Genomic DNA, 12,676 nt, shown 5'->3' with positions numbered 1-12,676 from the left:
TTCGCGTGACGGGAGGGCGCATTCTCGATGCTGGATAGCCAATCAAAGTTAGGCACGACCGAGATGCTTCTCGATGAAACACCGTCACAAGCGCCCACCCAGGCTCGGGCGCGTCCCTCAGTGATCATCCTCACGCCCCCTCATCCAAAACACCAAACTTCGCGACACAATCCGCCCGCGTCAAAACCGTCCGCCCCTCGCCCGCATAGGCAAAGCTGTCGGGCTTGTGGTCGATGTAAATCTCGTTGCTCATCTCAAACCCATTTGGGTCGTCAAACACGCCAATCGGAAACTCAAGGTTGCCCGACCACTCGCCTTGCATCGTCACCCGGAAAAACATCCCCGACCCGCATTGGTCACAAAACCCACGCTCGGCCCAATGGCTCGACGTGATCCGCTTCAAATGCGTTTCATCATCCCAGCTGACATTACCCTCGGGCACCGTCACCCCAAGCAAGGCCGATCCGGTCCAGCGGCGACACATCTCACAATGACAGGCCCCGAATTTGGTCGGCACATCACGCGCCGTGAAACGAACCGCTCCGCACATGCATCCTCCCATCTTCTCTGTCATTGCTTTACCCTTTCGCAAGGTTTGGCGGTGTTTGGGTCAACCCCTCTGCCGCTTAAGCTGTGTTAATCTTGAATCGCCCCCCATCCGGGGCTGCGGCTTGGTTTCGGGGCAATCTCCCCCAAACGCGGGGTGTTTTGCACAGATTGCCAAAATCACCCCACGTGGGGGCCGGATTTTGGGCGGGGCAATCTCCCCCATCGACGATGGGTTTTGGACTGATTGCCCGTCCCTAGATCACTCAGCGGCGACGGCGGCCTTGGCGTTAAGGTCGGTTAACACCGCCTCGACACAGTCGCGCCCGTCGCGGATCGCCCAGACAACAAGGCTCGCGCCACGCACGATATCGCCAATGGCATAGACGCCCGGCATTGCCGTGCGGCCTGTGGTGAACTCGGCCTTGATGGTGCCCCAACGGGTCACTTCCAGCTCGGGTTGATCCCAAAGTGTTGGCAGGTCCTCGGGGGAGAAGCCAAGCGCCTTGATCACAAGGTCAGCAGGCTCATCATACTCAGAACCGTCAATAACTTCAGGGCTTTGGCGGCCCGACGCATCCGGGGCCCCAAGGCGCATTTTCTCAACGATCACCGCTTCAACTGCGTCACCTTTGAAACCTTTGGGCGCGGTCAGCCATTCAAACTGAACGCCTTCTTCTTCGGCGTTTTGGGTTTCGCGCTGCGATCCCGGCATGTTGGCGCGGTCACGACGATAGAGACATTTGACGCTTGTCGCGCCCTGACGAATGGCTGTGCGCACACAGTCCATCGCCGTATCACCCCCACCGATGACAACAACCTTTTTGCCCTCAGCATTAAGCTCGCCGCTCTCAAATTCCGCAACCGTGTCACCAAAATTTGCTGCACGATTAGAAGCAGTTAGATAGTCGATCGCCTTGACGATACCCGTGGCACCGGCACCCGGCCCACCAAGGTCACGGCTCTTGTAAACGCCTGTGGCGACGATGATCGCATCATGCTTTTCACGCAGCTCCGCAAAGGACACGTCCTTGCCGATTTCGCAGTTCATCACAAACTCAACACCGCTGTCTTCCAGCTGTTTGTTGCGACGCATGACAATGTCTTTTTCCAGCTTAAAGCCGGGGATACCATAGGTCAGAAGGCCGCCTGCGCGGTCATAGCGGTCATAAACCGTGACCTGCACACCGGCGCGGCGCAGCATATCCGCCGCCGCAAGGCCACCGGGGCCAGCGCCGATGATGCCAACGCTTTCGGTGCGCTCATGGGTGGGGGTCACAGGCTTGACCCAGCCTTTTTCCCAAGCAGTATCAGTGATGTACTTCTCAACCGACCCGATGGTCACAGTGCCGTGGCCGGACTGTTCGATCACGCAGTTGCCTTCGCACAAACGGTCCTGTGGGCAGATACGGCCACAGATTTCCGGAAAGGTGTTGGTGGCTTGGCTGACCTGATAGGCCTCTTCCAAACGGCCGGTCGCCGTAAGGCGCAGCCAGTCAGGAATATTGTTGTGCAGCGGGCAGTGGCTCTGACAATAGGGGACACCACATTGGCTACAGCGGCTCGCCTGCTCCTCAGCTTTCGCCGCGGCGAACTCCGCATAGATCTCATCGAAATCCTGGTTGCGCAGATCAGCATCCCGCTTCTCCGGCATATCACGATCTACATTCACAAACTTGAGCATCGGCTGCTTGGCCATCGGCATTGCCTCTTTCTCGAAAGAACTTGGGTCGGGCCTGCATATACAAGCCTGAAAGTGAATAAAAGTCAGTAAAGCTGACCCTTATTCACTTTGTCACACGGACATCACAGTTCAAACCTAGGTTTAGATGCGCTTTAAAGGTCCCATTCGGACTTAACATAAAGCTTTCCAAAAGAATACAATAGGTTATACACATGCGAAATTGTAGCTTTGGGCTAAGCCAATGACCTATACCTATTTGCTAATTCTCGCTTTGATCCAAGGTATTACCGAATTTCTACCGGTTTCTTCCTCTGGGCACCTGATTCTTCTTCCGAATCTCACTGGCGCTCAGGACCAAGGACAGGTCATCGATGTCGCCGTCCACGTCGGCACGTTGTTCGCGGTCATCCTCTACTTTTGGGCGGATGTTAAACAAGTTTTACTTGGCCTGCCCCGGCTCCTAGTCGGCAAAGCAGACACCCCGGGGGCGCGGCTCGCCTTCCTTTTGATTATAGCAACCATTCCCGTCATTCTCGCTGGGCTGTTCCTGAAACTCACAGGGCTTAACGATATGATGCGCTCAACCGCGGTTATCGGTTGGACCATGCTGGGATTCGGTCTTGTTCTTTACTGGGCCGACCGCACCGGACCCGAAATCAAGACCGAGACTGATTGGACCCTCAAAGACGCGATGATTATGGGCCTATGGCAGGCCGTCGCGCTCATCCCCGGCACGTCCCGCTCAGGCATCACAATTACCGGCGCGCGCAAACTTGGCTACACACGCCATGACGCCGCCAAACTATCGATGTTGATGTCGATCCCGACCATCATCGCCTCGGGCACACTTCTGGGATTAGAAGTCGCCAGCACAGCCGACGCTCAAGCCGCCCGCGACGGGGCCATTGCTGCCGCGATGGCCTTTGTTTCGGCGCTCGCAGCTCTGACCCTGATGATGCGCCTCCTAAAGACAGTCAGCTTCACGCCCTACGTCATTTACCGTGTCATCCTTGGCGTGGTCCTTTTGATCATCGCCTACTCCTAATTCGGCTTTTTCTTTCTAAAAACATCCCCGGGTAAGCCCGCTTGCGGGCGGGGGCAGCGCCCCTTTATACCCGATGATAGGGGCTTCCGCCCAGAATGCTAGCCGCGCGATAAAGCTGTTCTGACAGCATCACGCGCACAAGCATATGCGGCCAAACCATTTTGCCAAAGCTTAGCAACCGGTCAGCATCTGCCCGTAACGAGGGCTCAATTCCATCGGCCCCTCCGATGACAAAGGCCAAGTCCTGTGCCCCGTTATCGCGCCAGCGTTCCATGCGCCCGGCAAAATCGGGTGAGGTCATGACCTCCCCCCGCTCATCCAACGCACAGATCACCGCGCCTTTGGGCACGACACGTCGCAACAAAACGGCTTCGGCGGCCATCCCGCCGCCTTTTTTGTCTTCGACCTCATGAACAGAAACCGGACCAAGGCCATGGGCCCGCCCGGTTTTGTCAAAGCGTTTTAGATAATCGTCGATCAAATCGCGTTCGGGGCCGGCACGAAGCCGCCCCACCACGCAAAGATGGACGCGCATTTACTGCGCTGTTGGGGCCACACCCTTGGACAAGGGCACCCACATTTTTTCGAGCTGATAGAACTCGCGGACTTCAGGGCGGAACACATGAACCACCACGTCACCCGCATCAATCAAAACCCAATCGCCGGTGTCTTTGCCTTCGATCTTGGACAGAACGCCAAGACGATGCTTAAGCTCTTCGACCAGTTTATCGGAAATCGCAGACACCTGACGCGAAGAACGACCAGAACAGATCACCATGCTATCGCACACAGAAGATTTGCCGCGCAGGTTAACCTGCACAACGTCTTCGGCTTTGTTGTCGTCGAGAATTTCGAGAGTTGCGGCAAGGATATCTTCACTTGTCGCGTTAACCTGGGGTGCGCCGCTCATGGGGTTCCCCTGCTCAGCGGTATCACCCGCATTTGCCAAAGATGACAGGACATTGTCCTCCTATTCGTAGCGCGCCGTCACAGCCCCGGCGCAGGGCAACGACTCCAAGATAACACCGCAAAGGTAAAATCTCAATGAGGGGCCTTAGTCAGGACCTAAAACAGGCAAGGACCAACCGGTTGTCCGGCTGATTTCAACTCTTGCAGGTAGAGTTCAGCGGGGATCGGGTGCAGCAGGGGCAGAACACCAAACGACCCAACCGAGATGTCGATCGAGACTGGTTCTTGTAAATCTGGCCCGTCATCGCGCAAACAAACGCCTACGTCGACACCCAAACTACCTTTGGTGTCATCGGGGCTTTGCTCTTCCCATGCGCGGGCTTCGGTCTGCAATTCGCGCATACGCTCGACATCTTCGTCCGTCAACGAAAGCGAATAGCGGCCATTTTCGGCAACCTGATCCAATAGGTATTTCTCAACCAAAGAATCGCTGCCATTGCTGGCCTCGATCTTCAATCGCGCACTCTCGGGAACAAGCTCCAACCCTTTGGGCAGGTGGGCAATGATCTCAAAATCCGCCGGATCGGCTTCGATCGGGTCAAGTTGATTGAGCTTATTCACGGTTGCCACATCAATTGCGGTACAACCGGCCAAAGCCAATGCCAAAACCCAAATGCGCCCCATTAAAATCCCCTTATGGAAAACTTGTTACCGTCTTACGTCAAACAAACATCGATTTACAACGCGATGCCCCATGATATTTTTGTCCGTCGTCGCCAATGGATGAGGTAAGGCGCGAGGGAGCCCCCGCGCCACCAGCGTTATGCGCCGTAGGGCACCCAAACGGTTTTGACTTCGGTCGCAGCATCAAGGAAGTCACGGCCAGCGCCCTCAGCCCCCATCCAATCACGCGCCAAACCATTATTGACCCACGTCCGTTTCAGGTTACCCGCGCCGCCGGCCTCGATGGCCGCCGACACATCCGCCCCCGAGAAAGACCAGACGGCTTCGACATCCATATGGGTGGCAAGTGCCGGGGCAAGTTCGGCGTGATTGCCGGTCAGGATGTTTACGACACCGCTCGGAACATCAGATGTTTCAAGCACTTGGTAGAAATCGGTTGCGACTAATGGGAAGGGTTCAGACGCGACAAGCACCACACGGTTGCCCATGGCAATGGCCGGGGCCATGACCGAGACCAAACCAAGTAAGGGTACATCATCCGGGCAAAGCGCCCCGATCACACCGCAGGCCTCGCGCATGGCCAAGGCCACACCTCGCATCGGCACTTGGCGCACTTGGCCATCAAACTTGTCGGCCCAAGCCGCATAGGTAAACAGCCGATCAACCGAGGCATCAACCTCGGCTGCGCCGGTTTTGCCACCGGTCAGGCGGTTGATCTGGCTGGCGAATTCCTCTTTTCTAGTCGCAAGGTTTTCAGCCAGGAAATACAAGACCTGCGCGCGGTTATGCGCGGTTGCCCCCGTCCATCCCTTGGCGGCACGGGCCGCTTCGACGGCGTTGCGGACATCTTTGCGGTTGCCAATCGGGGCCTGCCCGATCAGCTTGCCCGCTTTGTCAAAAACGTTGCGGGCATAGCCGCCATCGGGGCGCGCCTGCTTGCCACCAACATAGAGCTTGGCGGTGCGATCCACCGGCTGTGGTTCGGCCGTGTCCCCCTTGAAGGCTTCAACCGGCTTCAAGGCTTTGGCTTTGCCTTTGGGTTTGGTGTAGGCGCTGAGCCCTTCCCAACCACCTTCGCGACCAAAGCCGCTTTCGCGCACGCCGCCAAATCCGGCGGCGGCGTCCATCATATTGGTGCCGTTGATCCACACGATTCCGGCAACCAGCTGCGGGGCCATATCCAGCGCAACGTTGATGTTTTCCGACCAAACCGACGCCGCAAGGCCGTAGCGGGTGTTGTTGGCCAACATGACGGCTTCGGACGGGGTGCGGAAGGTGGTTGAGACCAGAACCGGACCAAAGATTTCATCCTGCATTAATGCCGAAGCCGAAGCGAGGTTGGAAACCAAAGTTGGCGGGTAAAAACAACCCACGGGCAAGTCACAGGCCGGTTGATAGACCTCGCCTTCACCGCCATGGGCATCGACCAGCGCCGCAATGCGATCACGCTGAACCGGGTCTACGATGGCGCCAACGTCGATGCATTTATCCAGCGGATTGCCAATGCGTAGCTTGTCCATACGGGCGCGCAGTTTGGCGTGGAATTTCTCGGAAATGCCTTCTTGGACCAAGAGACGTGATCCGGCGCAACACACCTGCCCTTGATTAAACCAAATCGCGTCCACCAATCCTTCGACGGCGGAGTCAATATCGGCATCTTCAAAGACGATGTAGGGGGATTTTCCGCCCAGTTCCAAAGTCAGCGCCTTGCCGGTTCCGGCGGTCGCTTCGCGGATGCGGCGGCCAACAGCGGTCGATCCGGTAAAGGCGATTTTGTTGACGTCGGATTTGACGATCATCTCGCCCACGGCGCCGTCACCAGTGACGATATTGACCACCCCCTTGGGCAGACCCGCCTGACGGCAAATATCTGCGAAGCACAGGGCGGTGAGCGACGTCCATTCCGCCGGTTTCAGCACCACGGTGTTGCCCATGGCCAGCGCCGGAGCGATCTTCCATGACAGCATCAACAGAGGGAAATTCCACGGGATGATCTGACCGCAAACACCCAACGCCTCGGCATCGGGTAGTTCGCTGTCCATCAGCTGGGCCATGCCCGCGTGGTAATAAAAATGCCGCTGGGCTTGGGGCACGTCGATGTCACGCGCCTCGCGGATCGGTTTGCCGTTATCAAGGCTTTCGAGAACCGCAAAAAGGCGCGAATGCTTTTGCAGCAACCGCGCCAAGGCATAAAGGTATCGCGCACGACCAGCCCCGCCAAGCTTCGCCCATGCCGGTTGCGCCTTGCGCGCGGCGGCGGCGGCACTATCGACGTCGGATTGGGTGGCTTGGGTCAATGTCGCCAATACTTCGCCGGTGGCCGGGTTGCGGCTATCAAACCCGTCGCCGGGAGCGGTAAAGCTGCCGTCGATGAAATGGCCGAACTTGCTGCCTTGATCAACGATCCAAGCCAATGCGTCGCCTGCGGATTCAGGGGCTGGGCCGTAGTCCATGGTTTCGAAGATGTCCTTGATGGTCATTTTGGAGGTCTCCCGCATGCAAAGATGCGTTGTGAAAGCGTGATTGGGCCACAAAGGGCCGCGCCCGACCGCGTGGTGCGATTCAAGGGCAGGCCAGCCGGCTGTGGAACATTCAAAGTGTCAGTAACAAGCTGACGGATAGGGAAAACGCCGCCCCGTGTGGGGGCGGTCCGGCGCTGCCTGGCACAGGGCCGGGCGAGGGATCGCCGCATATGTATCACCTATCCGGCCGCATGACGCCAAGAGGCTGAATAGGCCCCGGTGACGTGGTGTTCGAGCTGGCGTTCGATATCACCCAAAAGCGAAGAGGCCCCAAAGCGGAACAGATCGGGGCGCAGCCAGCGATCCCCAAGTTCCTCTTTGACCAAAGCCAGATAGTTGATCGAATCCTTGGCCTTGGAAATCCCGCCAGCCGGTTTGTAGCCAACGCGGAAACCGGTTTCTTCGTAATATTCACGAATGGCGCGCATCATCACCAAGCTGACCGGCAGGGTCGCATTGACGCTTTCCTTGCCCGTCGAGGTTTTGATGAAATCCGCACCGGCCATCATGCAGACAAGCGAGGCGCGCGCGACGTTTTGCAGAGTTTCAAGTTCACCGGTCGCAAGGATCGCTTTGACATGGGCATCACCACAGGCGGCGCGCATGGTTTTCATTTCGTCATAAAGCCCCTGCCAATCGCCGTTCAAAACCAAACGGCGAGAGATCACGATGTCGATCTCTTCGGCACCGGCTTTGACGCTTTCTTCGATCTCGGCAATGCGCAGGTGAAACGGCGATAGACCCGCCGGAAACCCGGTCGACACCACAGCAACCGGAATGCCGGTTCCGTCCAAGGCTCTGAGCGCATGGGGGATCATGTCGTGATAGACACAAACCGCCCCGGTGGTCAGCCCTTCAAGACCTAGTGTCTCTAGCAGATCGGCACGCACCGGCTGTTTCGCCTTGGCGCACAGACGCAGCACCCGACCGGCGGTATCATCCCCAGCCAAAGTGGTCAGGTCGATACAGGAAATCGCCCGCGCCAACCACGCGGCCTGATAGTCCTTTTTGACCGACCGCCGTCCGGGCAGTGTTTTGGCCCGGCGCTCAATGGCCGAGCGATTGGCGCGCGCATGCATGACGCGGTCCATGTCCAGATCCATCCCCGGATTACGAGGTTCGATCGTCTGAGGAAGCTGATGTGTGTCCAAACTGGCCCCGGCTTGCGTTGTTAACTGCGCCATAATGTCCTCCGAAAGAGCGAAAGGCAAACCGCACCCTAGCCCCCACTCGGGCTAGGTTTCAAGCTATTCTGACCAAATAGTCAGATTTTGAAACGTTCGGTAATGTTCATTTTCTAGGCAATACACGGCAAATTGCCGAACTCTTATTGCGAATAAGTCGCAAGAACATTGACTTCTTGCGAATGATTATCATATTCAGGGTTCGAAAGGGAGACTTTTATGCTTTCTCGCAGAGCGATTCTGGCTGGGCTGGCCGCAACACCGTTGATTGGAACAGGCGCATTTGCCGCTGGGCCGTTGAGCATGGTTGCCACAACTGGAATGATTGCCGATGCCGCCCGCGCCATTGGTGGTGATCTGGTGACAGTTCAGGCCCTGATGGGCCCCGGCGTTGATCCGCATGGCTATCGCCAAACCCGCTCTGACATTGTCGCAATGACCCGCGCCGATTTGTTGCTCTGGAACGGCCTCTACCTAGAAGCGCAGCTTGAGCATTTCATCGAAACACTCTCCAAGCGTGTGCCTGTCGCCGCCGTGGCCGAAGCGACCCCTAAGGATCAGTTGCTTCACCACGCCGACTATGAAAATCGCCCCGATCCGCATGTCTGGATGGCCCCGCAGCTTTGGCACCATACGGTTGCGGCCATACGCGACGCGATGATTGCCCAGCGCCCCGAAAACGCCGCCGTGTTTGCCGCCAATGCCGACATCTATCTGGCCGAGGTTGACCGCGTTGGCACCTATGCCAGCAAGATGACAGAGCAAGTGCCGGATCAGGCCCGTGTGTTGGTGACGGCGCATGATGCCTTTGGCTATTTCGGCCGCCAGTTTGGCTTTGAGGTTATGGGTATCCAAGGCATTTCCACCGATTCTGAAGCCGGATTGCTGCGCATCCGCACACTTGTCGACGAGATCGTCACCCGCGAAATCGGCGCTGTTTTTGTCGAAAGCTCGGTGTCCGATCGCAACATTCGCGCGTTGATCGAAGGGGCCGCCGCCCAAGGTCACGACGTCAAAATTGGTGGCGAGCTGTTCTCGGACGCGATGGGCGAACCGGGCAGCTATGAAGGCACCTATGTCGGCATGATCGACCACAACGTTTCTGTCATTGCTGGTGCTTTAGGGGCCGACGTGCCGACCGGCGGCATGGATGGCAAGCTGAGCCATGGGGTATAAAAGATGACCGCGATTGAACTCGCCGCCGAAAATGGCCAGACCATTGCCGAAAACCTCGACAACAGCCCCTTGGCGTTGCGCGGGGTCACGGTGTCCTATGGCAATGAGCCGGTGGTTTTTTCCGTCGACATGACCATCCAAACCGGCACAATGACCGCGATTATCGGCCCGAATGGTGCTGGGAAATCAACGCTATTGAAAGCCGCGCTTGGCATTGTCAAACCACTCGCGGGCCGTGTGACGACATGGGGCAAATCGCTCGACGCCCAGCGCCAGCGCATTGCCTATGTGCCACAACGCGCCAGCATTGATTGGGATTTCCCGACACAGGTGCGTGACGTGGTCATGATGGGTCTGTTTCGCGAACTTGGCTTGTTGCGCCGGGTGCGCGCCAAGCATCATGACAAAGTGATGGAGTGCCTGACGCGGGTCGGGATGCAAGATTTTGCCGACCGTCAGATTGGTCAATTGTCTGGCGGCCAACAGCAACGGGTTTTCTTGGCCCGCGCTTTGGCCCAAGAGGCCGATCTTTACCTACTCGACGAACCTTTTGCCGGGGTTGATGCCGCCACCGAAGCCGCCATTATCGCCGTGCTCAAAGAGCTGCGTGATGAGGGTAAGACCGTTGTCGCCGTGCATCACGATCTATCAACCGTCGAAGATTATTTTGACCGCGTGTTCCTGATCAATCGCCGTCGCATGGGCGAAGGGTCGGTCGCCGATGCCTTTACCCAAGACGCTCTGCACGCCACCTATGGCGGCCGTTTGGGCGACGGGTTGATTGCCCGCACAGGATAAAGCCACATGCTTGAGGCTCTGACACTTCAGCTCGGCTATAACGCCGTATTGGTGACGCTTGGCTCCACGGCTTTGGGCGTGGCGGCGGGTGCGGTTGGGGCGTTTCTTTATCTGCGCAAACGCGCCCTTGTGTCCGATGCGATTAGCCACGCGACCCTTCCCGGCCTGGCACTGGCCTTTTTGGTCATGGTTGCGCTTGGTGGCGAAGGGCGGTTTTTGCCCGGTCTGATGCTTGGTTCGGCCCTGTCGGCCTGGGCTGGCCTCTATGTGGTAAGCTGGATCACCCGCAAAACCCGCCTCCCCGAAGACGCGGCCATTGGTGCTGTCTTGTCAGTCTTTTTCGGGTTCGGGATCGTGTTGCTCACTGTGATCCAAACCATGCAATCGGGTCGCCAAGCCGGGTTAGAAGGGTTCTTGCTCGGCTCGACCGCCGGCATGTTACGTGCCGACGCCCTGGTGATCGCCACAGGCGGGGCGCTGGTTTTGCTGGCCACGATGTTGCTACGCCGCCCGATGTTGATGACCGCCTTTGACGAGGGGTATGCGCAAGTTCAAGGGCTTAATACGGCGCGCATCGACATGGCGCTGATGGTGCTGGTTTTGGCCGTCACGGTTGTTGGCCTCAAAATCGTCGGCCTCATCCTGATTGTCGCGATGCTGATCATTCCCGCCGTTGCCGCCCGGTTTTGGACCGAAAACGCAAGCCGCGTTGCGCAACTTGCCGCGCTGTTCGGCGGGTTATCGGGCTATGTCGGCGCGGCCCTGTCTGCAACGGCCCCTGACCTCCCCACTGGCCCGATCATCGTCTTGGTCGCCTTTGCGCTCTTTGCTTTGTCGTTGCTTTTCGCCCCGTCGCGCGGTGTCCTTGCATCCGCTCTGCGTCACCGCCGCCTGCAACACGAAGTCCACCTGCGTCAGGGGCTTTTGGCCCTCGCCCACGGGCAGCCGGTATATGAAACCATGACCCAGCGCATGCTGCGCGGCCGGGGCTTGATGCGCGCCGATGGCGTCCCAACCGACGAAGGCCGCAATGCCGCCGCCCAAGCGCTTTTGGATGAAAACCGCTGGCAGGAACTGCGCCGTATCGAAGAACTCGCCAGCCTCGCCATTCGTGATGACGGCCTGACCCGTATCGACGAAGTGCTAACCTCCGATCAGGTCAAGTTAATCGACACCCGCCTCAGCCCCCAAGGAGCCGTGTGATGGGATATGAATTTGTCGCCCTGTCGTTACCGCCGATGGTGATTGGCATGTTGGCCGCGATGGCCTGCGCCTTGCCCGGCAACTTCCTGCTCTTGCGCCGTCAATCCCTTATTGGAGACGCCATTTCCCATGTCGTTCTTCCCGGCATTGTTGTGGCCTTTCTCATCACCGGGGCCATCACTACGCTACCAATGATGTTTGGCGCGGCGGGCGCGGCGCTTGTTGCCGTGGTCCTGATCGAGGCCATCCGCCGCCTTGGCAAAGTCGAACCCGGGGCCGCCATGGGCGTGGTCTTTACCGCCATGTTTGCCGCCGGTGTGTTGCTGTTGGAGCAATCCGATACATCCGGCGTGCACCTTGATGTCGAACACGCCCTTTACGGCAATCTCGAAAGCCTGATCTGGCTTGACGCGGTCGGCTGGTCCTCCCTCGTTGATCCAACCGCTTTGGCGGGTTTGCCGCCGGAACTGTTCCGCATGGGCTTTGCTCTGCTGATTGTCGGCGCGTTGACATGGCTGTTCTGGCGCCCGCTGAAGCTCTCAACCTTCGACGAAGGTTTTGCCCGCTCTCTCGGCCTACCAACCACTCTGATCAGCCTCGGCGTCGTTGTGATGGCGGCCTTGGCCGCAGTGGCGGCTTTTGACGCCGTCGGGTCTATCATTGTGATTGCGATGTTCATCTGCCCCCCGGCGGCCGCGCGCCTCATGACCAATCGGCTTGAAACGCAGATCGCGTGGTCGCTGATCTTTGCCTGCGCATCGGCCATCCTCGGATATATCTTTGCTGGTTATGGCCCGCTTTGGATCGGAGCCTCCGCCTCTGTCTCCGCTGCAGGTATGATCGCCACGGTGTCGGGCTTGATTCTCACCCTCGCGGCGCTTTTCGCGCCCCACCGACACGCTTAGGGTCCGGTCCCTTTCACCTT

At 58.2% G+C, this 12,676-nt stretch carries 12 protein-coding genes; 5 read left to right on the top strand and 7 right to left on the bottom strand.

All coding sequences use genetic code 11. From position 1 onward, the window contains the following. Nucleotides 1–130 precede the first annotated feature (130 nt). Together Q1A43_RS17370 and Q1A43_RS17365 are read right to left on the bottom strand one after the other, a co-directional pair. Complete coding sequence (locus tag Q1A43_RS17370; protein ID WP_299937254.1) at nt 131–574, bottom strand: GFA family protein; 444 nt, start codon at nt 572–574, stop codon at nt 131–133. Between the two features lie 234 nt (nt 575–808). Then, a complete protein-coding gene (locus tag Q1A43_RS17365; RefSeq protein WP_299937252.1) occupies nt 809–2,245 on the bottom strand; it encodes an NAD(P)-dependent oxidoreductase in 1,437 nt (478 codons plus the stop codon). A gap of 226 nt (nt 2,246–2,471) precedes the next feature. Between Q1A43_RS17365 and Q1A43_RS17360 the strand changes: the two genes are divergently transcribed. Next, nucleotides 2,472–3,275, top strand: a complete 804-nt coding sequence (locus Q1A43_RS17360) for an undecaprenyl-diphosphate phosphatase (RefSeq protein WP_299923088.1) — start codon at nt 2,472–2,474, stop codon at nt 3,273–3,275. Nucleotides 3,276–3,339: 64 nt separating this feature from the next. On the opposite strand, the gene rlmH is transcribed toward Q1A43_RS17360, so the two are convergent. The 5 genes from rlmH to deoC form a co-directional block, all read right to left on the bottom strand. Then, on the bottom strand, nt 3,340–3,810 hold the full coding sequence (rlmH, locus tag Q1A43_RS17355) for a 23S rRNA (pseudouridine(1915)-N(3))-methyltransferase RlmH (protein WP_299937250.1): 471 nt from the start codon (nt 3,808–3,810) through the stop codon (nt 3,340–3,342). Then, nucleotides 3,811–4,185, bottom strand: coding sequence for a ribosome silencing factor (gene rsfS / locus Q1A43_RS17350; protein WP_299923084.1), 375 nt, complete (start codon nt 4,183–4,185; stop codon nt 3,811–3,813). It lies immediately after the preceding gene. 155 nt (nt 4,186–4,340) lie between these two features. Continuing rightward, nucleotides 4,341–4,868, bottom strand: a complete 528-nt coding sequence (locus tag Q1A43_RS17345; protein ID WP_299923082.1) for a hypothetical protein — start codon at nt 4,866–4,868, stop codon at nt 4,341–4,343. A 137-nt stretch (nt 4,869–5,005) separates the two neighbouring features. Next, entirely contained in the window at nt 5,006–7,348 is a 2,343-nt protein-coding gene (locus Q1A43_RS17340; RefSeq protein ID WP_299937248.1) for an aldehyde dehydrogenase family protein, read from the bottom strand. Between the two features lie 221 nt (nt 7,349–7,569). Continuing rightward, on the bottom strand, nt 7,570–8,574 hold the full coding sequence (gene deoC / locus Q1A43_RS17335; protein WP_299937246.1) for a deoxyribose-phosphate aldolase: 1,005 nt from the start codon (nt 8,572–8,574) through the stop codon (nt 7,570–7,572). Nucleotides 8,575–8,793: 219 nt separating this feature from the next. Here deoC and Q1A43_RS17330 point away from each other — a divergent pair, with 219 nt between their 5' ends. The 4 genes from Q1A43_RS17330 to Q1A43_RS17315 are packed head-to-tail and all read left to right on the top strand — an operon-like array spanning nt 8,794 to nt 12,656. Continuing rightward, complete coding sequence (locus Q1A43_RS17330; RefSeq protein ID WP_299937244.1) at nt 8,794–9,750, top strand: zinc ABC transporter substrate-binding protein; 957 nt, start codon at nt 8,794–8,796, stop codon at nt 9,748–9,750. A 3-nt stretch (nt 9,751–9,753) separates the two neighbouring features. Beyond that, nucleotides 9,754–10,548, top strand: a complete 795-nt coding sequence (gene aztA / locus Q1A43_RS17325) for a zinc ABC transporter ATP-binding protein AztA (protein WP_299937242.1) — start codon at nt 9,754–9,756, stop codon at nt 10,546–10,548. Nucleotides 10,549–10,554: 6 nt separating this feature from the next. Further along, entirely contained in the window at nt 10,555–11,751 is a 1,197-nt protein-coding gene (locus tag Q1A43_RS17320) for a metal ABC transporter permease (protein WP_299937240.1), read from the top strand. Beyond that, nucleotides 11,751–12,656, top strand: coding sequence for a metal ABC transporter permease (locus Q1A43_RS17315; protein WP_299937236.1), 906 nt, complete (start codon nt 11,751–11,753; stop codon nt 12,654–12,656). Before Q1A43_RS17320 ends, Q1A43_RS17315 begins: the two co-directional genes overlap by 1 nt. Nucleotides 12,657–12,676: the final 20 nt, after the last annotated feature.

The organism is uncultured Pelagimonas sp. (assembly GCF_947498515.1).
In the GTDB taxonomy this organism is placed as follows: domain Bacteria; phylum Pseudomonadota; class Alphaproteobacteria; order Rhodobacterales; family Rhodobacteraceae; genus Pelagimonas.
This window is presented reverse-complemented; position numbering and strand designations above follow the sequence as displayed.

Excerpts from the sequence above, each read along its gene's own strand:
- deoC (WP_299937246.1), bottom strand. The coding sequence starts at position 8,574 with ATGGCGCAGTTAACAACGCAAGCCGGGGCCAGTTTGGACACACATCAG.
- Q1A43_RS17345 (WP_299923082.1), bottom strand. The coding sequence starts at position 4,868 with ATGGGGCGCATTTGGGTTTTGGCATTGGCTTTGGCCGGTTGTACCGCA.
- Q1A43_RS17370 (WP_299937254.1), bottom strand. The coding sequence starts at position 574 with ATGACAGAGAAGATGGGAGGATGCATGTGCGGAGCGGTTCGTTTCACG.
- Q1A43_RS17315 (WP_299937236.1), top strand. The coding sequence starts at position 11,751 with ATGGGATATGAATTTGTCGCCCTGTCGTTACCGCCGATGGTGATTGGC.
- Q1A43_RS17320 (WP_299937240.1), top strand. The coding sequence starts at position 10,555 with ATGCTTGAGGCTCTGACACTTCAGCTCGGCTATAACGCCGTATTGGTG.
- rsfS (WP_299923084.1), bottom strand. The coding sequence starts at position 4,185 with ATGAGCGGCGCACCCCAGGTTAACGCGACAAGTGAAGATATCCTTGCC.
- rlmH (WP_299937250.1), bottom strand. The coding sequence starts at position 3,810 with ATGCGCGTCCATCTTTGCGTGGTGGGGCGGCTTCGTGCCGGCCCCGAA.
- Q1A43_RS17360 (WP_299923088.1), top strand. The coding sequence starts at position 2,472 with ATGACCTATACCTATTTGCTAATTCTCGCTTTGATCCAAGGTATTACC.
- Q1A43_RS17330 (WP_299937244.1), top strand. The coding sequence starts at position 8,794 with ATGCTTTCTCGCAGAGCGATTCTGGCTGGGCTGGCCGCAACACCGTTG.
- Q1A43_RS17340 (WP_299937248.1), bottom strand. The coding sequence starts at position 7,348 with ATGACCATCAAGGACATCTTCGAAACCATGGACTACGGCCCAGCCCCT.
- aztA (WP_299937242.1), top strand. The coding sequence starts at position 9,754 with ATGACCGCGATTGAACTCGCCGCCGAAAATGGCCAGACCATTGCCGAA.
- Q1A43_RS17365 (WP_299937252.1), bottom strand. The coding sequence starts at position 2,245 with ATGGCCAAGCAGCCGATGCTCAAGTTTGTGAATGTAGATCGTGATATG.